The organism is Mesorhizobium sp. UC74_2 (assembly GCF_042701485.1).
Classification (GTDB): Bacteria; Pseudomonadota; Alphaproteobacteria; order Rhizobiales; family Rhizobiaceae; genus Mesorhizobium.
Genome location: NZ_CP170562.1, coordinates 4,563,433 through 4,586,850 on the forward strand (window position 1 = coordinate 4,563,433; position 23,418 = coordinate 4,586,850).

Annotated in this window: 23 protein-coding genes; 18 read left to right on the plus strand and 5 right to left on the minus strand. The window is 64.4% G+C overall.

The annotated features are described in order from the left end of the window. Positions 1 to 21: 21 nt before the first annotated feature. Positions 22 to 738 carry a hypothetical protein gene (locus ACFJIU_RS22195; RefSeq protein WP_379063585.1) on the minus strand — a complete coding sequence of 239 codons (717 nt, stop codon included), beginning with the start codon at positions 736 to 738 and terminating at the stop codon, positions 22 to 24. 90 nt (positions 739 to 828) lie between these two features. On the opposite strand from ACFJIU_RS22195, the gene ACFJIU_RS22200 reads away from it, so the two are divergent. Further along, complete coding sequence (locus tag ACFJIU_RS22200; RefSeq protein ID WP_379063587.1) at positions 829 to 1,002, plus strand: hypothetical protein; 174 nt, start codon at positions 829 to 831, stop codon at positions 1,000 to 1,002. A 56-nt stretch (positions 1,003 to 1,058) separates the two neighbouring features. Here ACFJIU_RS22200 and ACFJIU_RS22205 read toward each other — a convergent pair whose 3' ends face one another. After that, the gene (locus ACFJIU_RS22205) at positions 1,059 to 1,778 is read right to left on the minus strand and encodes a hypothetical protein (RefSeq protein ID WP_379063589.1); all 720 of its coding nucleotides are present in this window, start codon (positions 1,776 to 1,778) and stop codon (positions 1,059 to 1,061) included. A 284-nt stretch (positions 1,779 to 2,062) separates the two neighbouring features. Here ACFJIU_RS22205 and ACFJIU_RS22210 point away from each other — a divergent pair, with 284 nt between their 5' ends. From ACFJIU_RS22210 to ACFJIU_RS22270, 13 genes are all read left to right on the plus strand, one after another. Further along, on the plus strand, positions 2,063 to 2,680 hold the full coding sequence (locus ACFJIU_RS22210) for a hypothetical protein (protein WP_379063591.1): 618 nt from the start codon (positions 2,063 to 2,065) through the stop codon (positions 2,678 to 2,680). 146 nt (positions 2,681 to 2,826) lie between these two features. Continuing rightward, positions 2,827 to 5,148: an autotransporter outer membrane beta-barrel domain-containing protein gene (locus ACFJIU_RS22215; RefSeq protein ID WP_379073193.1), complete on the plus strand. Its 2,322-nt coding sequence runs from the start codon at positions 2,827 to 2,829 to the stop codon at positions 5,146 to 5,148. Continuing rightward, the gene (locus ACFJIU_RS22220) at positions 5,118 to 5,636 is read left to right on the plus strand and encodes an autotransporter outer membrane beta-barrel domain-containing protein (protein ID WP_379063593.1); all 519 of its coding nucleotides are present in this window, start codon (positions 5,118 to 5,120) and stop codon (positions 5,634 to 5,636) included. Before ACFJIU_RS22215 ends, ACFJIU_RS22220 begins: the two co-directional genes overlap by 31 nt. Before the next feature lie 309 nt (positions 5,637 to 5,945). Beyond that, positions 5,946 to 10,328, plus strand: a complete 4,383-nt coding sequence (locus tag ACFJIU_RS22225; RefSeq protein ID WP_379063595.1) for an autotransporter domain-containing protein — start codon at positions 5,946 to 5,948, stop codon at positions 10,326 to 10,328. A gap of 574 nt (positions 10,329 to 10,902) precedes the next feature. Further along, positions 10,903 to 11,931, plus strand: coding sequence for an alpha/beta hydrolase family protein (locus tag ACFJIU_RS22230; RefSeq protein WP_379063597.1), 1,029 nt, complete (start codon positions 10,903 to 10,905; stop codon positions 11,929 to 11,931). Between the two features lie 129 nt (positions 11,932 to 12,060). After that, entirely contained in the window at positions 12,061 to 12,717 is a 657-nt protein-coding gene (locus ACFJIU_RS22235; protein WP_379063599.1) for a response regulator transcription factor, read from the plus strand. Next, positions 12,714 to 14,042, plus strand: a complete 1,329-nt coding sequence (locus ACFJIU_RS22240; protein ID WP_379063601.1) for an ATP-binding protein — start codon at positions 12,714 to 12,716, stop codon at positions 14,040 to 14,042. The genes ACFJIU_RS22235 and ACFJIU_RS22240 overlap by 4 nt, the downstream gene beginning before the upstream one ends. 161 nt (positions 14,043 to 14,203) lie before the next feature. Continuing rightward, positions 14,204 to 14,593: a hypothetical protein gene (locus tag ACFJIU_RS22245; protein ID WP_379063603.1), complete on the plus strand. Its 390-nt coding sequence runs from the start codon at positions 14,204 to 14,206 to the stop codon at positions 14,591 to 14,593. A gap of 62 nt (positions 14,594 to 14,655) precedes the next feature. Further along, on the plus strand, positions 14,656 to 15,474 hold the full coding sequence (locus tag ACFJIU_RS22250; RefSeq protein WP_379063605.1) for a hypothetical protein: 819 nt from the start codon (positions 14,656 to 14,658) through the stop codon (positions 15,472 to 15,474). Positions 15,475 to 15,570: 96 nt separating this feature from the next. Next, the gene (locus ACFJIU_RS22255) at positions 15,571 to 16,113 is read left to right on the plus strand and encodes a phosphatase PAP2 family protein (protein WP_379063607.1); all 543 of its coding nucleotides are present in this window, start codon (positions 15,571 to 15,573) and stop codon (positions 16,111 to 16,113) included. A 167-nt stretch (positions 16,114 to 16,280) separates the two neighbouring features. Further along, on the plus strand, positions 16,281 to 16,493 hold the full coding sequence (locus ACFJIU_RS22260) for a hypothetical protein (protein ID WP_379063609.1): 213 nt from the start codon (positions 16,281 to 16,283) through the stop codon (positions 16,491 to 16,493). Positions 16,494 to 16,747: 254 nt separating this feature from the next. Then, on the plus strand, positions 16,748 to 18,295 hold the full coding sequence (locus tag ACFJIU_RS22265; protein WP_379063611.1) for a trimethylamine methyltransferase family protein: 1,548 nt from the start codon (positions 16,748 to 16,750) through the stop codon (positions 18,293 to 18,295). 267 nt (positions 18,296 to 18,562) lie between these two features. Next, positions 18,563 to 18,856, plus strand: coding sequence for a hypothetical protein (locus tag ACFJIU_RS22270; protein WP_129411638.1), 294 nt, complete (start codon positions 18,563 to 18,565; stop codon positions 18,854 to 18,856). A 94-nt stretch (positions 18,857 to 18,950) separates the two neighbouring features. Here the strand turns inward: ACFJIU_RS22270 and ACFJIU_RS22275 are convergent, their stop codons facing one another. From ACFJIU_RS22275 to ACFJIU_RS22285, 3 genes are read right to left on the minus strand one after another with little or no spacing between them, the layout of a single operon-like run. Beyond that, entirely contained in the window at positions 18,951 to 19,115 is a 165-nt protein-coding gene (locus tag ACFJIU_RS22275; RefSeq protein ID WP_165358079.1) for a hypothetical protein, read from the minus strand. Between the two features lie 58 nt (positions 19,116 to 19,173). After that, positions 19,174 to 19,551, minus strand: a complete 378-nt coding sequence (locus tag ACFJIU_RS22280; RefSeq protein ID WP_379063613.1) for a DUF1048 domain-containing protein — start codon at positions 19,549 to 19,551, stop codon at positions 19,174 to 19,176. Between the two features lie 2 nt (positions 19,552 to 19,553). Further along, positions 19,554 to 19,883 (minus strand): PadR family transcriptional regulator, encoded by a 330-nt coding sequence (locus ACFJIU_RS22285; protein ID WP_379063615.1) that lies wholly within the window; start codon positions 19,881 to 19,883, stop codon positions 19,554 to 19,556. A gap of 147 nt (positions 19,884 to 20,030) precedes the next feature. Here ACFJIU_RS22285 and ACFJIU_RS22290 point away from each other — a divergent pair, with 147 nt between their 5' ends. The 4 genes from ACFJIU_RS22290 (at position 20,031) to ACFJIU_RS22305 (ending at position 23,383) form a co-directional block, all read left to right on the plus strand. Then, entirely contained in the window at positions 20,031 to 20,894 is an 864-nt protein-coding gene (locus ACFJIU_RS22290; protein ID WP_379063617.1) for an alpha/beta fold hydrolase, read from the plus strand. Positions 20,895 to 20,988: 94 nt separating this feature from the next. Next, positions 20,989 to 21,354 (plus strand): PRC-barrel domain-containing protein, encoded by a 366-nt coding sequence (locus ACFJIU_RS22295; RefSeq protein ID WP_379073194.1) that lies wholly within the window; start codon positions 20,989 to 20,991, stop codon positions 21,352 to 21,354. 182 nt (positions 21,355 to 21,536) lie between these two features. Continuing rightward, positions 21,537 to 22,736, plus strand: a complete 1,200-nt coding sequence (locus ACFJIU_RS22300; protein ID WP_379063619.1) for a sensor histidine kinase — start codon at positions 21,537 to 21,539, stop codon at positions 22,734 to 22,736. Positions 22,737 to 22,969: 233 nt separating this feature from the next. Beyond that, positions 22,970 to 23,383, plus strand: a complete 414-nt coding sequence (locus tag ACFJIU_RS22305) for a host attachment family protein (protein ID WP_379063621.1) — start codon at positions 22,970 to 22,972, stop codon at positions 23,381 to 23,383. The last annotated feature ends 35 nt before the right edge of the window (positions 23,384 to 23,418 follow it).

Consider the following 23,418-nt stretch of genomic DNA (forward strand, 5'->3'; position numbering starts at 1 on the left):
CCTGCCTCCGCAGGCGCCGGCTCAGCGCGTCACTCCGGTGACGAGCAGCGCCGCCAGCACGATCAGGACGAGGCCACCGAACAGCGTGGCGAGCACCAGCGCCATGCAGACCAGCGGACGCAGCTCGGAATTGTCGCGAAAGTAGAAATACTCCACGACCACCACCCAGGCGAGCGCTGCCGCCGCGGCGATGCCGGAGGCGGCGATTCCGAGCAGCGACGGCCCGATGCCGCCGAGGAAAGTCAGCACGAGTATGGACGGCGCACCGATGTAGCATTGCTGGTCGAATGGCACGCGAAGGCTTTCGCGGCTCACTCTGCCCGGCGTCAGAAGGTCGAGCAGCAAGGCGCCGACCAGCGGCACCAGACACAGCGCGATCATCGAGAAGGCGGTGACGCTTGTCCACGAACCGTAGACCATCTTGCCCAACGCGCTGCTGGTGGTGGCGCGCAACACGTCGATGTCGTCCGGCGAGATGAAACTGCCGAGGATGATGGCGATGGCGAGAAAAAGTGCGGGCCGCATCGCATCCGAGAAGGCCGTGTCGGGATCCAGCGCAGCCTGCTCGCGCACGTAGCGCAAGGTGCGCCTGGGGCTGACGATCATGCGCAGCACGGTGAGCGGAAAGAACAGGATCCACATCATGACGTCGTAGACGCCCTGTTCGATCAGTTCGGGATGTTGAAGAAATCCATGCAGTCTTGCTGCCAGTTGGCCGACGCCGGATGAGCCCGGCATCCGGCGGCAATCGGAACAGATTTACAATGACGGGATTTTCTCCATCATTGCCAGCGCTTTCGCCAGGGAAACGAGGATACCGTACAAGGCATGACCACCTACGATACGTCGCTTTTCCTGGCCGCCATCCTCTTTTTTGTGATTCTCGTTTCCTTGTGGCGCAATCGAAAAAAGCGGTTTCCGAATACGATCGAGCCCGATTCCAGCAATGGCGGCGGCCCATGGGACGCCTCCGATGGAGGAGCAGGCGGTGGTGGCGACTAGACGCCAGCCATCTGACCGCTACAGGGGATAGCGGCCCACACCCCACCGAGCCCACTTCAAGCCCGCTGCCGCTCCAGAACCTGAAGCGCCTGTTCGACGTGCCAGAGGTCGGCCTCTGAAACGCTGTCGAGTGCGCGGTAAAGTTTTTTGGCACCCCGATCGAGCAGCCATGTCCGGATCACGGCCCGATTGTCGTCGCTCACATTGCCCCAGAAGCCGCTCTTGCTGCCCTTGAGTTCAAAAACCGAGCCCTGAATGATGGCCGCAAGCTGCAGGGCGGAATTGCCGCCGCGAGAGCCATCGAGCGCCTCCAGTGCGGCTGCCACCCCGAAATCCAGACCCGCCATGCCACAGAACCAATCCTCGGCATTCTCCTCGTCGGAATGCCGGCCGAGCGCGCGCAGCCAGGCTTCCTCGAACACATGCCGGATTGCCGTCTGCTCATCGACCGGCCAATCCAGCCATCTGGCCCGCTTCAGCTTTTCGCCGATCAGGGAGGGATCGAGGCCCGGCCAGCCTTGCGTCCCGGTGGCCAGTTCGAGAATGCGGGGCAGGAAATAGCGATAGTCGTCGGCACCGCCGACGGTGGTCAAGGCATAGGCTGCATAGGGTCCGATCTGCTCATCGCCGAGCTGGCGCAGCGGCAATGAAACGAGAAGCTTCAAGAGGTCCTGATCCCGCAGCGCCGAAGCGTCCAGGACCCTCGGCCTGGGATAGAAGGCAAACACCTCGTAGCACCGGTCAAGGGCGCGCTGCAGCGGGGACATCTCATCCATGCGGGCGAGTCCTATTGGAGCGGCCGGGAGCATTCAATCCCGGCTTGCGATTGCCCTCTATCAACAACATTCCTTACCGCCTTGTCCCGAATGCACAGCCAAGTGAGCAAATCCCGCCATCCCGTTGAGTTGAAAATACGATTTGCCGATCATCTTTCTCTACGTAATATTCCATCATTAGACTTTCGAATAACATAAATATCCATCCGCAATATTTCTGGATTGAATTACCATATACTCGAAAAATAACCTCTCTTCCGACTGGGGAGGAAAGGTGATTCGAAATGGCCTGTCCTCGATCTTCGCATGACACATTTGGAATAACTTCTGAAATTCAATTTCAAACGAAACATGGAAAGGCTCTATTTGGTTTCTGCTGCGCCGGCCTGTTCAGCTCCGGCCTTTTCTTCGAAGACGCCGCCTGGGCGCAGGCGGCCTGCGTGCTTAGCCCTTGCACCGGCACGACGGTGCTGGAGGCAAACACCAAGGACTTCTTCACCGGCATCTCGCCGGACTGGGTGTTCGAGAACGACAGCAGGCTGAACGTCTCCGCCGCGGAGGCCGTCAGTGGCGGCAAGCAGTTCTTCCGGCACCAGAGCACGCTCAATCTTTCCGCCGCCAAGTCCATCAGCGGCGGCGAGCAGTGGTTCTACGAAACCAGCGTGCTCAACGCATCCACCGCGAACGCCATCAGCGGCGGACACAGTATTTCCGCGACAACAACGTGCTCAACGCCTCCGCCGCCGGCGCGATCAATGGCGGCTTGCAATGGTTCTACGGCACCAGCCGCCTCGAGGCCTCCGTGGCAGGCGCCATCAGCGGCGGTCAGCAGTTCATCAACGAAAACAGCACGCTCAACGCCTCGGCCCGGAACGCCATCAGCGGCGGCGAGCAATATGTGACCGGCACCGGCACGATCAACGCCTCGGCGACCAATGCCATCAGCGGCGGCCAGCGGACGCTGTTCAACAATGGCATACTCAATGCTTCCGCCGCCGGCGCCATCAGCGGCGGCCTGCAATATCTCAGCGGTTCCAGCACCCTGAATGTGCTGGCCGACCAGGCACTGACGACAGGAGCGACCATTGCCTTCGACAACAGCCAGGGCGGCCCCGGCGGCACGCTGAAACTGAACGGCCACAGCACCGCCGTCGGCGGCATCAACAGCGCCTTCGCAGGTTCCGGGATCATCACCAATGGCGGCCTGACCGACGCCCTGCTCACGGTCGACACCTCGAAACTCGGCCTGCCCTCGACCTTTGCGGGGACGATCCAGGACGGAACCGGCGGCGGCAGGCTCGGCCTCGATCTCGCCGGGGGCGGGCTGCTGCTCAGCGGAACCAACACCTACACTGGCGGCACGACGATCTCGGGTGGCCTGCTGCAACTCGGCAATGGCGGCAGCTCCGGTTCGATCGCCGGCGATGTGTTGAACAATGGCGCGTTCGCCTTCAGCCGCGGCGACACCTTCACCTTCGCCGGCACCATCTCGGGAAGCGGCGTCGTCTACCAGAACGGCCCGGGCACGACGATCCTGACCGGCAACAACAGCTACGGCGGCGGCACCGCCATCACCGGCGGCACGCTGCAGGTCTCTGCCGACACCAATCTCGGCGACGGCTCCGGCATCCTGATCTTCTATGGCGGCCAGCTCACGACCACCGCCGGTTTCGACAGCGCCCGCCCGGTTCTGCTGATCCAGGACGGTCGTTTCAACACGGCGGAAGGAACAACGCTCGGGCTGACCGGCGAGGTGCTGGGCAACGGCAATCTGGTCAAGTCGGGCACCGGCACGCTGCGGCTCGACAATGCGAACAATCTCTACGGCAACACGCTTGTCGAGGCCGGCACGCTGATCGGCAACGCTACCTCGATCTCCGGCAACCTGTTCAACGCCGCCGCCACCGTCTTCGACCAGACCGGCGACGGCCGTTTCGCCGGGCAGATCGCGGGGCTGAACGGCAGCGTCGGGACCATGGTCAAGCGCGGCGCGGGCACGCTTACGCTCGGCGGTTTGTCGACGCTCGACTGGACGATCGAGGCGGGCAACCTCGTCGCGGCGGCGGAACGTTTCGGCGGCAATGCCCGGATCGGCGCCGGTGGCTCGCTCACCTTCGACCAGACGACGAATGCCTCTTATGGCGGCGTCGTCTCCGGCAGCGGCACCCTCGTCAAGGCCGGCACCGGAGCGCTTGTCTATGACGGCGACAGCGCAGCCTTCGCCGGCACCACCAGGGTGGCGGCCGGCACGCTCATCATCGGCTCGGACACCGCGCATGGCGGCGCGGTGCTGGGCGGCTCGATGACCGTGCAAGGCACGCTGGGCGGCCATGGCACCGTCGGTTCGGGCCAAGGCTCGACGGTGACCGTCGCTTCCGGCGGCACGCTGTCGCCGGGTAATTCGATCGGCACGCTCACCGTCAACGGCGACCTCGTCTTCGACAAAGGGTCCCGCTTCGCGGTGGAAGTCGACCCGGACGGCCAGGCTTCCGACCGGGTCGATGTCACCGGCAACGCGGCCATCAAGGGTGGTTCGGTGGCACATGTCGGCGCCGGCGGCAATTACCGGCTGCGCTCCACCTATACGATCCTGTCGGCCAAGGGTGGCCTGTCGGGAAAATTCGACACGGTCTCGTCCGATTTCGCTTTCCTGACACCCGTCCTCGGCTACAGCCGCAGCGATGTTACCCTGACCCTGATGCGCAACGATGTCGGCTTCGGCACCAGGGCGACCAGCGGCAACCAGATCGCCACGGCAAGGGCGCTGGAAAGCATCGGTGTCGCCGCCGCCAATCCGCTCTACGATGCGGTCGCCCTTTTGCCCGACGACAGGGCGGTGATCCGCGCCGCCTTCGATGGCCTGTCGGGCGAGGTCAACGCCTCGACGGTGACCGGCATGCTCGAAGACAGTCGCTTCGTGCGCGATGCCATGAACAGCCGGCTGCGCGCCGCAGCCCGGACGGTCGAGCCATTGCCGCTGCTGGGCTATGGCGAAGAGAAGGCCACGGCGACGCTGGTTGCGACCGAAAGGCCCAACGACAACGGCGCCTGGGCTTCGGCCTTCGGGTCCTGGGGTCACACCGGCAGCGACGGCAATGCCGCCGAGACGTCGCGCGACATCCGCGGCTTCATGACGGGAGCGGACGGGCTGGTGGCGGGCGACTGGCGGCTCGGCTTTTTAGCCGGCTACAGCCATTCCTCGCTCAAGGTCGATGACCGCCGTTCGTCAGCCGCGAACGACAGCTACCATCTGGGCCTCTATGGCAGCCGGGAATGGGGTGCGCTCTCCTTCCGCTCCGGCCTTGCCGGACCTGGAGCGATGTCGATTCCAGCCGGCAGGTGTCGTTTCCCGGCTTCAGCGATGCCCTGACCGGCAACAGCCGCGCCCGCACCCTGCAGGTCTTCGGTGAATTCGGCTATGGCATGAAGGCAGGCGATTTCGCCTTCGAGCCCTTCGCCAACCTTGCCTACATCAACGTGCGCAGCGACGGCTTTGCCGAGAAGGGAGGCGCGGCAGCGCTGACCATCCTCGACAGCACCAACGCCGTCACCTTCACCACGCTCGGCATCCGCGCCGCCACAGATTTCGAGATCGGTTCAACAAGGGCGACGGCGCGCGGCATGATCGGCTGGCGGCATGGCTTCGGCGACGTCACGCCGACGGTTGCCCAGGCCTTCGCCGGCAGCAATGTGTTCTCGATCGCCGGCGCTCCCATTGCCAGGGACGCCGCGACGCTCGAAGCCGGGCTCGACTTCGCCATGACGCCCAGGGCCGCGCTCGGGCTGTCCTATCAGGGACAGCTCGGCACGAAGACGGGCGACCATGGCGTGCGGGCCGATCTGAACGTCAAGTTCTGACAGTAGATATGGCAGTATAAGCAGCATCCAGTCGAGATCCGCTCCGGTTCACCGGAGCGGTTTTCTGTGCCTCGGCATGCTATTCTTGACCTGAACTCGCCATGACAGATTGACCATCTTCGTGGAATATGGCTGAAATCAAGCTGGCGAGTGGGGACGAGCTGGGACGAAATTCCTTTGGGGGGAGCCGGGATCTGCCTGGACAAGGTCCAGGGGGGATCCTCCAATCCATTTGAACCCTTTCGTCGAACGGTGCCGGAGCCAGTTGCTGGCGGCTTTCGGGCAACCGTCGTTTTGCGTGGGGTGGGGATGACATATTCACTGAAGATGCGCCGCCTGGGAGGGCTGCCAGGCATTGCCCGGCTGCTGTGCGGGAGCGCGATTTTTTTCGCCTTTCCGGTTTCAGGCTGGGCCGCGGATCTCGATTTGAACGGCGGCAATGTCACGCTGCCGTCGGGAGCCTTTTTTGGCGGTCAGGCGTTCCTGAACGGAAGCGACGGCGTTGGCAATACCAATGCCGCCGCGGCAAGCCTGACCAGCACGGGCGGCAACGCCGTCTATTCCGGCTTCATCAATGAGACGAACGGGACGATCGCCATCCATCAGATTGGTGGGAACAACACGTTCGAAAACACGGCCAACAATTTCTCGGGCGGGTTCTTTGCCAGCGGCGGAGCAACGATTGGAATTGGCGGCGTCAACGGATCGCTCGGCACCGGCACTGTCACGCTGGATTCCGGGACGACATTGCGGGTCGACAATTTCGGCATCACCCTTGCGAACGCCGTCGTCCTCAATGGTGCGGGCATCGTCAAGTTCGACACCAACGCACATGATGATTTCGTGCTTTCCGGCGTGGTGAGCGGAAACGGAACGTTCGAGAAGGCAGCGGGCGGCACCCTGACGCTGACCGGCATCAATACATATGACGGCGGCACCAGGATTTCGGACGGCGTCCTTTCCGTTTCGACCGATGAGAACCTGGGTGATGCATCCGGCGACGTCACCATCACCAGCGGCTCTGCCTACAATCCAGGAACCGGTGGGGGAGCGACCTCGACGTTGCTGGCAACCGCCTCGTTCACCAGCGCGCGCACGGTCAATTTCGGCAATTTCGGTGGCCGCCTCGAGACGAGTGCCGGCACCACGCTGACACTTTCCGGCCTGATCGCCGGCGGCGGCGGCGCCAGCTTCATCAAGCAGGGCGACGGCACGCTGGTGCTGACCGGCGACAGCAGCGGCGCCACCGCCACGACCGGCTTCCTCGGCACGACACGTATCAATGGCGGCATGCTGCGCATCGAAGGCGGCGGCAAACTCGGCAGCGCCAGCGCAGGTGCCGGCTACATCTCGAACGGGGCCACCATGGTGGTAACGGACGGATCGAGCTGGACCACTGGCGGCCAGATCATCGTCGGCGACCAGGGTTCCGGCACCTTGCGGATCGAAAACGGCGGCAAGGTGAGCAGCAACAACAGCGGCATCATCGGGCTGGATGGAGCGAGTTCGGCCTCGATTGACGGCGGCGGTTCGGAATGGACGAGCAGCGGCGCGGATTTCTATGTCGGCCATTTCAACGAAGGTACGCTCACCGTCAGCGACAATGGTGCCTTGAACGTCGGAGGCGGCACCGGCACCATCAATGCGGGCCTGCCCGCGGGCAGCGCCGGCGGTACGATCAACATCGGTGCAGCCTATGGCGCGCCGGCAGCAGCCGCAGGCCAGTTGCTGGCCGGCGCGGTCGCACTCAACGTCGGCACGAGCCGGCTCGTCTTCAACCACACCGATGGCGGATATGCCTTCAAACCCGATATCACCGGGCCGGGCAGCGTGTACCAGGCCGCGGGGACGACGATCCTCAATGGCACCAACAGCTATACCGGCGATACGGTGATCGAGGGCGGAACACTGGTGGCCGGCGTCAACACCGCGCTCTCCGCCGATTCCGTGGTCTATGTCGACCAGGGCGGGACCCTCGACATCGCCGACGGCGTCCAGGCCGACATCAAGGGCCTGTTCGACGGCTCGTCCGGGCATGGCGGCATCATCAATATCGGCACGACGGATGACTCCACCGTTCTCTATGTCGGGTATAGCGGCCCCGTGGCGAGCGATTTCAGCGGACAGATCACAGGTGCCGGATCGCTCGAACTCGACCAGGGCTCCCTGACACTCAGGGGTGCAAGCACCATTGGCGGCGACCTCTATGTCAGCCCCGACGCAACCCTGACGCTGTTCGGCCCGGGCGCGTCGTTCGACGTCGCCGGCGGGACCTTCGGCATCAGCGCGCTGCCGGGTGTCGAAGCCGACGGATCGTTGAACATGCTTGCCGGCGCGAAGCTGACCACCGACAACCTGCTTGTCGGCGGCGTGATGCTTGTCGACGGCGCCGGTACGAAAGCAACCGTCGCCCAGTTGACCTTCGTCGGCTCCATGGCGAACGCCGCCGTGCTGACGATCCAGAAAGGCGCCGTTGTCGACAGCCTGTTCGGCGCGGTCATCGAAAATCCGTTCGATGCGGCGCGCGCCGTGGTCAGCGGGCCAGGCTCGACCTGGAACATCTCGACCTTCCTCGGCGTCGGCAACATGCTTGGCGGCGGCACCGGCACCCTGGCGGTGACCAAGGGCGGCGTCGTCAATGTCGGCGACACCACCGTCATCGCTTCGGACCCGACCTCCACGGGCCTGGGGCCTTCGGAAGTCATCGTGACCGGAGCAGGATCGAAACTTGTGACCGACACGCTGATCGTGGGCCTGCCACCATGTGTCTGTGGCGACCCGCTGCCCGGCCAGCTGTTCGTGGCAGACGGCGGTGCCGTGGTGGCGTCCAAGCCGGTGGTCATCGAAGAGGGCTCGCTGCTGTCGATCGGCAGCGGCGGCCTGTCGGGCTCGCTGGTTGCTCCTTCCATCGGCAACAACGGCCGAATCCAGGCCAATTTCACCGACAGCGTCACGCTCGACGCGCCGATCAGCGGTTCGGGCACGCTGTCGAAATACAACACCGGTACGCTCGTGCTGAACGGCGCCAGCACCTATACGGGTGCAACGACCGTCTATGGCGGCAAGCTGGTCGTCGGCGACAGCACGCATCCGGGCGCCAGCCTCGCCAGCACGGTCACCCTGAAGTCGGGAGCATCGCTTGGCGGCATCGGCACGCTGGGCGGCCTGGCGGTTGAGAACGGCGCAACGATCGCGCCCGGCAATTCGATCGGCACGCTGAACATCGCGGGCGACGTGTCGTTCGCCGCGGGATCGACCTATGCAGTCGAAATTGGCGGCAACGGCACGAGCGACCGCATCGCCGCGACCGGCAAGGCGACGCTGGGCGGCGGCACGGTAAGCGTGACCGCGCTGGATCCTGAAACCAGCTATCAGGACGGCCAGACCTACACCATCCTGACGGCAGCCGGCGGTGTCACCGGCGGCTTCGATCCGGCCGTGCTGGCCCGCTCGGCCTTCCTCGAAGCGACGCTTGCCCAGAGCACCAATGCCGTCGACCTGAAGATCGCCATCAAGAAGCCGCAGGAGCCGGGCGGCGGAAAGCCGGTCTTCGCCAAGGTGGCCAACACCTACAACCAGAAGCAGACGGCCGGCGCGCTGGATACGCTGCAGCAGAGCGGCGCGCCACTGGCGCTCTACAACAAGCTGCTGCTGCTGTCGGCCGACGAGGGACGCGCCGCCTTCGACAGCCTGTCGGGCGAGGTCAATGCCTCGACGGTGACGGGCCTCATCGAAGACAGCCGCTTCGTGCGCGAGGCCATCAACGACCGCCTGCGCTCGGCCTTCGAGACCGTCGGCGCCGAACCGCTGCCGCCGATGGGCTATGGCGAGGATGCGAAAGCAATCACCACGGCTTCGGTTGCTTCCGAACGTTATGGCGCCTGGGGCTCGGTGTTCGGATCATGGGGACATTTCGGCGGCGACGGCAACGCCGCCAGGCTGAACCGTTCGATCGGTGGCTTCGTCACCGGCGTCGACGGGCTGATCACCGACGATGTCCGCCTCGGCTTCGTGGCCGGCTACAGCCATTCCTCGCTCAAGGTCGATGACAGGCGTTCTTCGGCTTCGAGCGACAACTATCATCTCGGCATCTATGGCGGCACCGAGATCGGTGCGCTGTCGCTGCGCTCGGGCCTCGCCTACACATGGAGCGAGATCGATACGAGCCGGCAGGTCGCCTTCCCCGGCTTCAGCGACAGCCTGACCGGTTCCTACCGCGCCGGCACCACGCAGCTGTTCGGCGAACTCGGCTACGGCATCAAGGCCGGCAATCTCGCCTTCGAACCCTTCGCCAACCTCGCCTATGTCAATGTCCACACCAATGGCTTCAATGAAACCGGCGGGGCATCGGCACTGAGCGTCCACAGCGGTTCCAACGACAACAGCTTCACCACGCTCGGCATCCGCGCTTCGACCGATTTCGAGATCGGCTCAACAAGGGCGACGGCACGCGGCATGATCGGCTGGCGCCATGCCTATGGCGATGTGACGCCTGAGATCAGCCAGGCCTTCACCGGCAGCAGCGCTTTCACGATCGCCGGTGCGCCGATCGCGAAGGATGCCGCGGTCATCGAAGCCGGGCTGGACTTCGCCATCGCGCCGCGAGCGACGCTCGGCATCTCCTACCATGGCCAGGCCGGATCGAAGACCAGCGACCACGGCGTGCGGGCCGACCTCAACGTCAAGTTCTGACGGCAGGACATCATCGCCCGCCCCGGCTCGCCGGGGCGGGCGATGCGAGCGCACTTCCACGTCGGCGAACGGCAGATTTCGCGGGGGACGCACGAGCACCGGCGTCCAGAACCAAAAAATTCAGAAAAAATTCAGAATCCGGCGCTTGCCGGATCAAAACATCCATGACCTTTGATCGGAGTGCCTTTTTCGGCCAATCGCTGGCAATTGTGGCACGGGGCGGCAAGGGGAATCGGGGGCTTGCAGACGACGAAATGTCGTCTGGGGGCATTCCCCAGGTGGAGACATGCTTGTTTCGGGCGTCCTCGCCCTGCGCAGGTCTCCACCCCGCCGGCGGCCGGGTGCGGTTGCCTTGTCGCAACGTGCCGGAGCGGACCGATCTCAAGGCGCCGGGCGGCATTCCTTCAAAATCCGCCGCGCGGAGAAGCGTGTGCTTGTCTCCCGGCGAGGGGAGGCACTATCTCGAAATTTCAGCCGATCCTCCGCATCCACTTTGATTCCGCCCCAATCGTCTTGATCATGGCGCGAAAGCCCTGCACATGCACAGGCAACTTCGCGCAAAGTGAGCATCCAGATGACGAAGACAAGAGCAGCCGGCCGATCCGTTCTGGCGTTTCTCGCGCTGATGCTCATCACGGTGGCCGCAACGCTTTCGGCCGCCGACGCCGCGACGGCGGAACGCCAGGCGGGTGTGCTGCGGCTGCAGGTTGCGGACGAGGACGGTCCGTTCGACGTGATGGTCTGGTACCCGACCGATGCGCCGCAGACACCCTGGCAGGCCGGTCCCTTCACGATCGACGCCAGCCGCGATGCGCCAGTCGCGGCGCAGGGGCGGTTTCCCGTCGTGCTGTTTTCCCACGGCAGCGGCGGCACGCCACTGGGCCATCGCGGGCTCGCAAGCTCGCTCGCCCGCAAGGGTTTTGTCGTGGTTGCCCCCGCGCATCTCGGCGACACGGCTACGCGCGCCCGTTTCGAGAAACAGGCGCAGATCTTCACGGCGCGCCCCCGGCAAGCCCTGGAGGCGCTGCAGGCCGCATTGCAGGATGAACGTCTGGCCGGCCATGTCGATCCGGCCCGCATCGGCATGATCGGCTATTCCGCCGGTGGCTATACCGCTCTGGCACTCGCCGGCGCCCGCCTCGATGCGACCGCGGCGTCGACCTATTGCTCGGGAGCCGGCCAGGGCGATATCGGCTCCTGCGGCCCGGCACAGGACAGCGTGGTGGATGCGATCCGCCAGCTTCGTTCCGCCAGGCTGGCCACCGAACCCCGCCTGAAGGCGCTCGTGCTGATGGATCCGCTCAGCATCGTCTTCGACCGGGTGAGCCTCAAGGAAATCAGCCTGCCGATCTTCCTGCTCCGCCCTGAGGACGATGCCTATATGAACGCGTCGCACAACGCGCTGGCGCTGGCCAAAGGGCTTTCATTCCCGCCGCAGGAGACCGTGGTGCCAGGACGTCACTTCGTCTTCATCGACCCCTGCCCGCAGGAGCTGGCGGCGGAAGCACCGCTGATCTGCAACGACGAGCCCTCCGTCGACCGCGCCGCGGTTCACGAGAAGTTCGAGAGCGAGATCGCCGCTTTCCTCGAGAAGAAGCTGTGAGCCTCGGAAGGCGAGGCACGTCGTGACACGTTTTCCTGTCGCCCCCTAGACGTTTCCGTTTTGCGAAAAAACAAAGATTTAGGGTGTTTGCGCGTTTCCGTGAAAACCGGAAGCGCTCTAGGATCAGGCATGCGCGTGCTGGTGATCGAAGACGATGCGATGCTTGGCAGGGCTCTGGTCCAGGCCCTCGAAGATGCCGACATGTCGGTCGACTGGGTGCGGGATGGGCGGCTCGGGGAAGAGGCCATCGCCATCGGCGGGCACGGTTTCGTGCTGCTCGACATCGGCCTGCCCGGCCGATCCGGACTTGAGATCCTGCGTTCATTGCGAATTGCCGGCGACAAGCGGCCGATCCTGATGATCACGGCGCGCGACGACCTCGACGACCGCGTCGCCGGCCTCGATCTCGGCGCCGACGACTATCTGGTCAAGCCCTTCGAGGTGAAGGAATTGCTGGCGCGCATGCGGGCGGTGCTGCGCCGGCATGGCGGGCAGGCAGTTTCGATCCTCGGCACGAGCGAGGTGGAACTCGACCTGTCGAGCCACGAAGTGACCTATCGCGGGCACAGCGAAGTCTTGCCGGCACGCGAATTCGCATTGATGCAGGCCTTGCTCGACCGACCGGGAACCATCCTGTCGCGCACCCAGCTCGAAGAGAAACTCTACGGATGGGGCGAAGAGGTGGAGAGCAATGCCGTCGACGTGCTCATCCACTATGTGCGGCGCAAGTTCGACAAGGACATCATCCGCAACATCCGCGGCGCGGGCTGGATGGTGCCGAAATGAGTGACGCGATCTCGATCCGCCGCACCGCCTTCATCTGGCTCGCCGGGCTGATGGCGGCCATCGGCATCTGCGCGGCGGCCGGGTCCTATCTGCTTGCCCGGCGGGAAGCGGCCGACTTCCTGGACAACCAGCTGCGGCAGGTCGCGCTCTATGTCGGCGATACGCCTTCCGCACCGGGGACCGACCCGGACGGTCCCGGCACGCACGATCCGGAGGACGACTTCATCGTCCAGGTCTGGGACGCGTCCGGCAAGCCGCTGCGGCAATCACACCCCGCCATAACCATCCCCCGGCAGGCGGCGAGCGGTTTCCGGGATCTGCCGGGCGTCGGCTACGACTGGCGCGTCTACACACTGGCCACCGCGAAACGGACGGTCCAGATCTCGCTGAGGATGGACGTGCGCCAGGAGCTGGCGACCAGTGCCGCGCTTCAGGCGGCGCTGCCGATCGTCGTGCTCATCCCGCTGTCGCTGCTGATGCTGGGCTGGATCATCGACCGGATCATGGCCCGGCTCGACCGCCTGGCGGTCACGGTCGCTTCCCGCAACCCTACCGCGGACGATCCCGTGCCTATCGACGATGTGCCCAGGGAAGTCATTCCGTTCGTCAGCGCCATCAACCAGTCGCTGGCCCGGTTGCGGGCCTTGCTGGAACAGCAGCAGCGCTTCATCTCGGATGCCGCTCATGAACTGCGGACGCCGCTGTCGGCGCTGCAGATCCAGATCGACAACCTTCGGCACAACGACCGCGACGGCCGCTTCGCCCAACGTCTCACTGAAATCGAAGCCGGCATCGGCAGGGCAACAGGCCTGGTTGCAAAGCTGCTGCGCCTCGCGCGTTACGATGCCCCCTCCTCTTCCCCACCCCCGCAACCGGTCGACCTGGCGCAGCTTGCGGTCGACGTGGTCGCGCAGCTGACGCCGCTTGCCGAAAGCCGGTCGATCGATCTCGGCATCACGCGCCGGGACGAGGCCGTCGCACACGGCGTGCCTGCGGACCTGGATATCATCCTCGGCAACCTGATCGAGAATGCCCTGCACTACACGCCCCCGGGCGGCAGCGTCGATGTCGCCGTCGAGGTCGCGGGGCAAGAGGCGCGGATCGAGGTTCGCGACACCGGCCCCGGCATCCCTCAGGACGATCTCGCGCGGGTCTTCGAGAGGTTCTTCCGCGCCAGGCCGCAGGACGCCGAAGGCAGCGGGCTCGGACTGGCGATCGCCAGGGCAGCAGCCCAGAGGAACAATGCGCGGCTGTCACTCGCCAACCGCGAAGACGGAAGCGGCCTCGTCGCCAGCCTCGTCATGCAGCGGAGCGCGCGGCCCTGAACGGCTCGGCGGCGATCTTTTTCACGGCTCTAATTCTCAGCTAATCCAACCCGCTTATTGCTCGCAGCCAGGGTCAAGGCCGCGCCCTGCGGCCGCTGCCCGGTCAAACCCGAAGGGTGAAGCGATGCCCGCTCCGATTGCCTGTAACAGCGAGGTTCCCGATGAAACAGATCCTTCTCGCCATAGCACTCATCGCCGCCCCCGCGGCGGCGTTCACCGGCTTTGAGCTCTACGCAGGCGCGACGACGGCCAAGACCGCGGATCTCGGCGACCTGTCTTCGTTCAAGGCCATCATCGCCGACGTCCGGGCACTTGCCGCCAAGGGCGATCTCGCCGCCGCCGCAAAACGCATCACCGACTATGAAACGGCCTGGGATCAGGCCCAGTCGGCGATCCGCCCGCTGAATCCGAACGACTGGAACACGATCGACGCCGCCTCCGACGACGCGCTGAAGGCCCTGCGCAAATCCACGCCTTCGGCTGCCGAGGTCGACAAAACCCTCGCGGTGCTTGCTGCCGCGCTCGACAATCCAGCCCACCCCGCCCAGTGACCGCGGCGAGCGGTCCGACGTTCGGCCCACCTGCCTGATCCATTCATTCAAGGATGCCCACGATGTCCGCGACAAGCGATTCAACCAAGGTCTACAACCGCGTCCCCAGCGTGACGGCCGACTTCTGGCTCATCAAGCTCATGGCCGTCACCATGGGCGAGACTGCAGCAGACTATCTCAACGTGCAGATGGGCCTCGGGCTGACGGCAACGTCGCTGATCATGTCCGCCATCCTGCTCGGTGCCCTTGCCTGGCAGTTCGCGCAGAAGCGCTATGTCCCGGCCGCCTATTGGCTTTCCGTGGTGCTGATCAGCATCGTCGGCACCCTCATCACCGACAATCTCGTCGACAACTTCCATGTGCCGCTGCTCACCACCACCATCGCCTTCTCGATCGCGCTGGCGCTGACCTTCCTGCTGTGGTTCCGGGCCGAGCGCACCCTTTCGATCCATTCGATCTTCACCAATCGCCGCGAGGCCTTCTACTGGCTCGCCATCCTGTTCACCTTCGCGCTCGGCACGGCGGCGGGCGATCTGGTGGCCGAGCAGTTCGCGCTCGGGTACATGGCGACCGGTGTGCTGTTCGGCATGATCATCCTGTCGCTGAGCATCGGCTACTTCTTCCTCGGGCTCGATCCGATCCTCGGCTTCTGGCTGGTGTACATCCTGACCCGGCCGCTCGGCGCCTCGTTCGGCGACCTGATGTCCCAGCCGGCGCAGTATGGCGGCCTTGGCCTCGGCACCGTTGTCACCAGCAGCATCTTCCTGGTGGCGATCATCGCCATCGTCGTCTTCATGAGCCTGCGCAACGAGGGCGAGCTGTCCGAAGACCATGATGCGCAGGCTGGTGCAGGCGACAAGCTCGCCAGGCAGAAAGCATGAAAATTCGGCGGGCCGATCGGTGCCTGGCCGAGCAATACTCCAGGTCCCCGGACGGCCCCTCGATGAGCAATCCTTCGGCAGGCGGCGGACATATCCATGGATGAACGGGTCACGCGCTGGATCAATGCACCGGCAGGTGCGCATGCCCGGCTGGACGCGGCCATGCTCACCATCACCCATTACGGTGTGCCGCTGCTGATCCTGGCGGTTGTCATGCAGTGGTGGAGCCGCGGCGAGCGCCTGCATGTACGTCACGCCTGCGTCGCCGCCGGTCTGTCCTTCGCGATCGGCCTCGGGCTGAACCAGATCATCCTGCTTTTCGTGCATCGTATGCGGCCCTATGATGCCGGCGTCAGCCACCTGATCATCGAGCGCAGCGCGGACTGGTCGTTTCCATCCGACCATGCCACAGCCGCTTTCGCGATCGTGCTTGCCTTCCTTTTCCAGGGGCTGCGAGGCCGTGCGACGGCGTTTGCGGTTGCGGCGGTGGCGGTCTGCGTTTCCCGCATTTATGTCGGCACGCATTATGTGACGGACATCCTTGGCGGCGTCGCCACTGCCGCCGTGGCGGCACTTGCCGTGCGAGCGTTTTACCGGAAGGACACGCGGCTCGACCGGATGGTCACCAATATCCTCTAGCGACGGGCAGCAATGCTCGCATTCCGCAGGGGTATGGATTCCCATGCCAAGAACATCCCAAGCAGAGGATGTTTTTTCCAGCTTCGCATCATCTCGTCCGGCGCCTTTGCTTCCCGGCCGCATGCAGGTGAGCTAACCTAGACGCTTCCAATGAGGACGTTTGCTCAATGTCGCGGGTGCAGCTGAAAGCAGCGGACGGCACCGTCGTCGAATTGGATCCGGCCAATGTCGTCGAAATCCGTCAGTTCGACGGCAAGGCGCAGGTCGAACAGGTGACCAGCGATCCATCCGTCCCGAGACGCATCACGCTTGCAGAAAAACCGTGGCGCGTGGCCATGCTGCTGAACGCGGCGATCGGCGAGACACGGTTCAGCAACTGAGCCAACGGCCAGAGCCGCTAGGCCCATCCCTCGGGACAGGACGAGCCTTGCCCAGCTGCTGATAGCGCCGTCGAAAAGGCCGCCAACTGACGTCGGCATGAATTGTCCTGCATGACAGGTTACCGCTTCGCCCTGCGCTGCGTGCCGGGGCATCGGCGAAGATGGTCGGGATTCCGCTCAATCCCTTCGTTTTCCTGCACAAGCTTCATCCGAAAAGGCGGCAACCTTGCTCTGCCGCTCAAGGAGGAAACGCAATGCTCGACGACGTCGCCAGGGAAAGCCGCCGCGAGCGGCGCCGCGCCAGGGGTGGCGAAGCGGCGAGCCAGCGCAAGCCCGACTACCGCAGCCTGCGCAACCCGTTCCTGCCGCAACCGGTCTTCTCCGACGACCAGGTCGCGGCGATCCACGACACAGCGCTGCGCGTGCTGGAAGAACTCGGCATCAAGGTGCTTCTGGCGGAGGCGCGCGAACTCTACCGGCGTGCCGGCGCTATCGTCGACGACGACACGCAGATGGTGCGTATCGGCCGCGACATCGTCACGGCGGCGCTTGCCTCCGCGCCGCGGTCGATCCGCGCCCTGGGCGGAGACCGTTCCAGGGACCTCGTGCTGGAACTCGGCGCGCTCTCCCTGCTTGCCGGTTCCGGCGCTCCCAACGTGACCGACATCGAACGCGGCCGACGCCCCGGCAACCTCGCCGATTTCGAGGCCCTGGTCCGCATCGTGCAGGGCTTCGACGTGCTGCACATGCTGGGGCCTTTCATCGAAGCGCAGGACATCGACACACGCTTCCGCCACTATGCGGTCAACCGGGTGCAGCTGACCCTTTCGGACAAGCTGCCCTTCGTCTATGCGCGCGGCACGCCGCAGGTCGAGGACAGTTTCGCGATGCTTCGGCTGGCGCGAGGCCTTTCCGACGACGCCTTCCTGTCTGACGTGCATTGCTACACCGTCATCAACAGCAACTCGCCGCGCCAGCTCGACATCCCGATGGCGCAAGGCATCATCGACTTCGCGCGTGCCGGCCAGGTGTCGATCATCACGCCCTTCTGCCTCGCCGGCGCGATGGCGCCGATCACGGTCGCCGGTGCGCTGACGCTGCAGCATGCCGAGGCGCTGGCCGGGCTGGCGCTGGCCCAGATCAGCCGGGCTGGCGCGCCTGTGGTCTATGGCAGCTTCTCATCCAATGTCGACATGAAATCGGGCGCACCGGCCTTCGGCACGCCGGAGCATGTCAAGGCGACGCTCGGCGCCGGCCAGCTGGCGCGGTTCCTCGGCCTGCCCTGGCGCTCCGGCGGCGGCAGCGCCGCCAACATCTCCGATGTGCAGGCCGCGCACGAGACGCAGTTCTCGCTGTGGGGCACCGTGCTTTCGGGCGCGACCGTGTGCATCCACGCCGCCGGCTGGCTGGAGGGCGGCCTGACCGTTTCCTTCGAGAAGCTGATCACCGACATCGAGGCGCTGCAGACCATTGCCGAACTGTGCACGGCCGTGCCCGGCGATGCGGATGCGATCGGCTTCGACGCCATCGCCGAAGTGCAGCCGGGCGGGCATTTCTTCGCCGCGCAGCACACCATGGCGCGCTACCGCACCGCCTTCTACGAGCCGCTGGTCGCCGACCTTTCCAACTTCGGTTCGTGGAGCGAGGCCGGCGCGCGCACCGCGACCGAACGCGCCAACGACGTCTGGAAACGCAGGCTCGCCGAATTCGAGGCGCCCCGGTCGGCGGCCGCCTGCGGCGAGATCCTCGACGCGTTCATCGCGCGGCGGACGGAGCAAGGCGGCGCCGAACCCGTCTCATGACGGGCCCGCGAGGATTGGGCGGCCAATCCGTGCCAGCAATATCCTTTGGTATATCGGCCGTATGCCATTGCCTTTTCGCGGCGCCGCTTTTCGGCTGGATATGCTCCGATCCGCTTGCTATCCGATTGACGTTCGGAAGCCTCCGACAACCAGACAGGAAACTCGAAATGCCCAGCGACAGTAGTCGAACGCCGCAAAGGCCGTCAGGTCGGGTCTGAGCAATCGGTCTCGCCCTGACGTCCCGCGCGGCACGTCAAGGAGTGAGACATGAACATCGCAACCTTCCCCCGCAGCACGCTGGCCCGGCACCGCGATTATTTCGTGGCCGAGAGAATTGAAACCGGCCTCCAGCACGAAACCCGTCGGGAGAGATCCCGCACGCGCCCGGAGATCATCGCGATCTGGAGCCCCAATCCGGATACCGGCCGCATCGAATGCCGCTGGACAGCCGACCGGGACGAGATCGCCAGGTGGCTTTCCCGGCCCTGGATCGAGCGGGCGGGGATAATCCTCGCCGCCGCCCAGCAAGCGCGCTTCGACAAGGCAGGGCGGCTGCGCTGACCACGTCGTGGAGGGCATTGCCGTCTCGGCAGCGCTGATACCCGCGTCGCCAATCCGGTCCCGGGCGCCAATCGCCACCGCGACGGCCCCGGGGTCAATCCGGCAGATCCAGATTGACCAGCAGAACCATATAGAGAAGCCAGACGGCTGCCATGGCGCAGCCGATTGCAGCGTAGACGCGCCGCGCACGGCCGTTGCTCAGATAGGCCGCCGCAAAGAAGAACAACGCGCCGAGCGGCAACAGAAACATGATCGGCATCAGGCCTGCTCCGCACTGGTGGCGGGCATGATGGTCAAGAGCCTGAAGGCGTGAACGCTCACCGGATCAGCCTCGCTTCATGCGCGGCGATGCGGTCGATGGCATCGACAAAGCGCCGGCGCTCCTTGTCGATCCAGCGGCCGTCCTCGTAGTTCCGCAGGAACGTCTCGGCGAACTCGACCGGGTCTTCGCCGACGATCGCCCGGATCGGCGTTCTGTTGGCCGCGCTCTCCTCGAAGAGGTTGATCAGGTCCTCAATCATGGCCACCAGGGTCTCACCCTTGGTGATGCCGCCGAAATACATGAAGTAGCGGTCCAGCGCTTCCAGCGCCGCGCGGTAATTCTCGGGAAGCTGCTCCTTGCGCGCCTTGTATTCGCGGTAGCGCTTCTTGTGTTCGAGCGACCCGGTGATCTTCTCGATCCATTCCATGGCCATGATCATTTCCTTTCGGTGTGGAGCTGTTCGAGCCGGTCTGCGAGGAAGCTCCATGTCCTCCAGAACTCGTCGAGGTAGTCGCGGCCCTGCGCGTTGAGGGAATAGACCTTGCGCGGCGGCCCCTTCTCGGACGGAACCTTCTCGACGTCGACTAGACCACGCTGCTCGATCCTGACGAGCAGCGCATAGACGGTGCCCTCGGCGATGTCGGAAAAGCCGCGGTCGCGCAGCCACGCGGTGATTTCGTAGCCATAGGCCGACTGGCCGGCGAGGATCGCGAGCACGATCCCCTCCAGCGTCCCCTTGAGCATCTCCGTCATCTGCTTGCCCATGGCGCTTCCTTCCACTACTCAGCATTGCTTAGTACTAGTACTTAGTAATGCTATATAGAAAGCCTGTCAAGCGGCGCCCATATCGCGTGCAACCGAACCACTCCCCTCGCGTTCCCGAACCAATGCTACGAAACGAGGAGTGCTGGCATGACGTCCCCGAAGCGACAGAAGCTGCGGCTTTCCGGCGGAACCGAGCTTTCCTTCGTCACGGCAGGGGATGCGGCAAAACCGGCGCTGCTGCTGCTGCACGGCTTTCCAAGTTCTGCCCGCACATTCGACGGCATCATTCCCGGGCTGGCGCGCATCGTCCATGTGATCGCGCCCGACCTGCCTGGCTACGGCCAGTCGGAGCCCTTGGCCAAACCAACGTTCGAGGCGCTCGGCGACGTTGTCCAGCAACTGCTGGACCATCTCGAAATCGGACAGCGCTTCATCTACCTTCACGATTGGGGGGCGCCTGTCGGCGTGCACATCGCCATGCAGGCGCCCGAACGTGTCGCCGGCCTCATCATCCAGAACGCGAACGAGCATCGAACCGGCTTCGGGCCGCTTTGGCACGACACTTTCGAATTCTGGAAAAACCCGACGCCGGAGACCGAAAAGAAGGCGACATCGCACCTGACCTTCGAATTCACGCGCGAGCAGTACACGGGCGGCTTGCCCGACGAGGTCGCAGCCAGGATCAAAGGCGAACCCTGGGTGGAGGACTGGCGCGTGATGAACCTGCCCGGCCGCATGGAAACGCAGCGCGCGCTGATTGCGGACTATGGCAACCACGTCGCTCGCTTCGACGCCGTTGCCGACTATCTCAGGCAGAACCAGCCGCCGGCGCTGATGCTGTGGGGACGGCATGACCCGTATTTCGACATCGCCGAGACACTGTCATGGATGCAGGACCTGCCGCGCATGGAAGCCCATGTCTTCGATGGCAGCCATTTCCTGCTCGAAACACATGCCGAGGCCGCGCTGGCGCTGATGCTGGACTTCATCGGCAAGCAAACGACGCGCTGAACGCGATGCTTCTGCGCGGTCCCGGAAAATTGGAACCACGCTGGATCGGAATTCTTGTTTTTGCAGGCATCCACTTTCAAAGAAGGAGACCATGATGACCACTGCAACAGGCCATACCGAAGCCATTCCCGCCAGCCGCGTGATCGGAACAAATGTCTACAACACAGCCGGTGAACATATCGGCGACATCGAGGATGTGATGCTGGAGAAGACCTCGAACGGCATCATGTTCGCCGTCATCGGCTTCGGCGGCTTTCTCGGCATCGGCGAGAAGTATCATGCCATTCCCTGGGCCGCGCTCGACTATGACAAGGGCAGGAAAGGCTATGTCGTTCCCTACGACAAGGAGCAGTTGCGAGCGGCGCCAGCCTACTCGATCAACGAACTGACCGAGGATGACGGCCTGAAGGCACGTGATGCATCCTACAGCTACTACAAGGCCGATCCCTACTGGCAATAACAAGGGATCAGCCCGGCGGGCCGCGCCAGGCGGCCCGCCCATTTCCCGAGACATACAGGCCCCGCATCCCGTCCTGCCATCACGCCCCTGAGTGCCGCGAAGTCCGGCACAGATTTTTGGAACCTGCTCATGCGGAGCGTGTTTCCTCTTGGATGCATTGGGAGCGCGATCGGAGGGAAATCATGCAATCCAAGGCAAACCAGCGGATCGAACTGCAGTCTGCCGGGAAGACATTGGCCGATGAAAAGGCGGAGGCACAGGCGCGGCTGGCGGCCATCGTCGATTCCTCCTCCGATGCCATCATCAGCAAGGACCTCGACAGCGTCATCACCACCTGGAATGCCGCTGCCGAACAGATGTTCGGCTACACGGCGGATGAAGCGATCGGCCAATCGGTGCTGATGCTGATCCCACAGCATCTGCATGACGAGGAACACGAGATCATCGAGCGCATCCGCGACGGCGAGCGCATCGGCAGCTTCGAGACGGTGCGGCTGCGCAAGGACGGCACGACGATCCACGTCTCGCTGACCATCTCGCCGATCAAGACTGCTGACGGCAGGATCATCGGCGCCTCCAAGATCGCCCGCGACATCACGGCGACACGTGAGAACGAGCGCCGTATCCGGCTGCTGCTGCGCGAGGTCAACCACCGGGTGAAGAACCAGTATGCCGTCATCCTCGCCATGGTGAAGGAAACCAGCCGGCGCGCGCAGTCGCCCGAGGAATTCGAACGTCATGTTCGCGACCGCATCGCGGCACTTTCCCGCTCCCACGATCTGCTGGTGCTGTCTGACTGGTCGGGTGCGAGCATCGCCGAACTGGTACAGGAACATCTGAAGCCGTTCGGACACGAAGAACGCATCAAGGTGTCGGGCTCGCTGCTGACGCTGAACGCGCGCTCGGTGCAATATCTCGGCATGGCCCTGCATGAACTCGGCACCAATTCCGCCAAATACGGCGCGCTCGCCTGTTCCAGGGGTTCGATCGAGGTGACATGGAAGGTCGCCACCGACGCGTCGGGCATATCCGTTCTGCAGCTTCGCTGGGAGGAACGTTTTGCCGGCGAGCCGGCCACCTGCCACCAAAGCAACCCGCGCGGCTTCGGCAGCATCGTGCTGCTGCGCGCCGCGCCGCAGGCGCTGGACGGCAGCGCCGAGATCGACCGCGGCACCGGTCACGTGCGCTGGCAGCTGACGGCTCCGGTCGACAGCGTCACGGCGGTGCGCGACAACGAGGAAGAGCCCGCGCTCAGCCAGCAGGTGTTCGACCCTGTCCGGCTCGTGCGCTCGCCAGCGCTGCGCGACAACATGATCCGCAGACCCCGTTCCGGCGGCGCCGTGGCGCCGGTCGGCAGCCTGATGGCCAATCGGGCAAAATAAGCACAGCCGGAAAACTCTCCCGGGCGGCTCAACGAGCATCGGCCTCTGCCGGAGTTCTTCCTGTTGTGACCTGATCATGGCGTCTCAGAGTTTCCTGATGCCTGGCTTTACGAGGAGCGCCTAGCGGCAGGTCAGGAGGGAAGCGACGGCTTCCGCGACGGCTCCACAAGACAGACGCATCCATTCGGCCGCCGGCACGTTCCCCCTCCTGTGCAACAAGCAAGGAGCAGAGAATGTTGATCGCCAATGGAACCGTGGTTGCCGTTTGCGACGGTGAGAAGTTCAGCCTCTATCGCAACCAGGGTGACGAATGGGCGCCCGATCTGGCGCCGCTGGACGTGGGCGATGTCGAAACGGAGAACAAGTCGAGCGGCGTGAGGCACCGCAACACCGCCGTCAACCCGGCGGCACAACAGCTGGAGGAAGACAGTTTCGCCGTCGGCGTCGCCGGCACTCTTTCCAGCATGTTCCTGGCCAAAGAGTTCGAGCACCTGGTGGTGATTGCAGCGCCGCGCACGCTGGGAGAACTGAGGAAACGCTATCACCGCCAGATGCTGCCGGCGATCCAGGCGGAAATCGCCAAGGACCTGACCGGCCATGCCTTGCCGGCGCTACTGGCCATGCTGAAGACTGCAAAACCCAACTGACCGCTGTCGGGCGCACAAGATGGAACCTCTGTCCC

Bases quoted from the DNA above. Each gene is read 5' to 3' on its own strand.
- ACFJIU_RS22195 (WP_379063585.1), bottom strand. From the start codon at position 738: ATGCCGGGCTCATCCGGCGTCGGCCAACTGGCAGCAAGACTGCATGGA.
- ACFJIU_RS22200 (WP_379063587.1), top strand. From the start codon at position 829: ATGACCACCTACGATACGTCGCTTTTCCTGGCCGCCATCCTCTTTTTT.
- ACFJIU_RS22205 (WP_379063589.1), bottom strand. From the start codon at position 1,778: ATGGATGAGATGTCCCCGCTGCAGCGCGCCCTTGACCGGTGCTACGAG.
- ACFJIU_RS22210 (WP_379063591.1), top strand. From the start codon at position 2,063: ATGGCCTGTCCTCGATCTTCGCATGACACATTTGGAATAACTTCTGAA.
- ACFJIU_RS22225 (WP_379063595.1), top strand. From the start codon at position 5,946: ATGACATATTCACTGAAGATGCGCCGCCTGGGAGGGCTGCCAGGCATT.
- ACFJIU_RS22230 (WP_379063597.1), top strand. From the start codon at position 10,903: ATGACGAAGACAAGAGCAGCCGGCCGATCCGTTCTGGCGTTTCTCGCG.
- ACFJIU_RS22235 (WP_379063599.1), top strand. From the start codon at position 12,061: ATGCGCGTGCTGGTGATCGAAGACGATGCGATGCTTGGCAGGGCTCTG.
- ACFJIU_RS22240 (WP_379063601.1), top strand. From the start codon at position 12,714: ATGAGTGACGCGATCTCGATCCGCCGCACCGCCTTCATCTGGCTCGCC.
- ACFJIU_RS22245 (WP_379063603.1), top strand. From the start codon at position 14,204: ATGAAACAGATCCTTCTCGCCATAGCACTCATCGCCGCCCCCGCGGCG.
- ACFJIU_RS22250 (WP_379063605.1), top strand. From the start codon at position 14,656: ATGTCCGCGACAAGCGATTCAACCAAGGTCTACAACCGCGTCCCCAGC.
- ACFJIU_RS22255 (WP_379063607.1), top strand. From the start codon at position 15,571: ATGGATGAACGGGTCACGCGCTGGATCAATGCACCGGCAGGTGCGCAT.
- ACFJIU_RS22260 (WP_379063609.1), top strand. From the start codon at position 16,281: ATGTCGCGGGTGCAGCTGAAAGCAGCGGACGGCACCGTCGTCGAATTG.
- ACFJIU_RS22265 (WP_379063611.1), top strand. From the start codon at position 16,748: ATGCTCGACGACGTCGCCAGGGAAAGCCGCCGCGAGCGGCGCCGCGCC.
- ACFJIU_RS22270 (WP_129411638.1), top strand. From the start codon at position 18,563: ATGAACATCGCAACCTTCCCCCGCAGCACGCTGGCCCGGCACCGCGAT.
- ACFJIU_RS22275 (WP_165358079.1), bottom strand. From the start codon at position 19,115: ATGCCGATCATGTTTCTGTTGCCGCTCGGCGCGTTGTTCTTCTTTGCG.
- ACFJIU_RS22280 (WP_379063613.1), bottom strand. From the start codon at position 19,551: ATGGCCATGGAATGGATCGAGAAGATCACCGGGTCGCTCGAACACAAG.
- ACFJIU_RS22285 (WP_379063615.1), bottom strand. From the start codon at position 19,883: ATGGGCAAGCAGATGACGGAGATGCTCAAGGGGACGCTGGAGGGGATC.
- ACFJIU_RS22290 (WP_379063617.1), top strand. From the start codon at position 20,031: ATGACGTCCCCGAAGCGACAGAAGCTGCGGCTTTCCGGCGGAACCGAG.
- ACFJIU_RS22295 (WP_379073194.1), top strand. From the start codon at position 20,989: ATGACCACTGCAACAGGCCATACCGAAGCCATTCCCGCCAGCCGCGTG.
- ACFJIU_RS22300 (WP_379063619.1), top strand. From the start codon at position 21,537: ATGCAATCCAAGGCAAACCAGCGGATCGAACTGCAGTCTGCCGGGAAG.
- ACFJIU_RS22305 (WP_379063621.1), top strand. From the start codon at position 22,970: ATGTTGATCGCCAATGGAACCGTGGTTGCCGTTTGCGACGGTGAGAAG.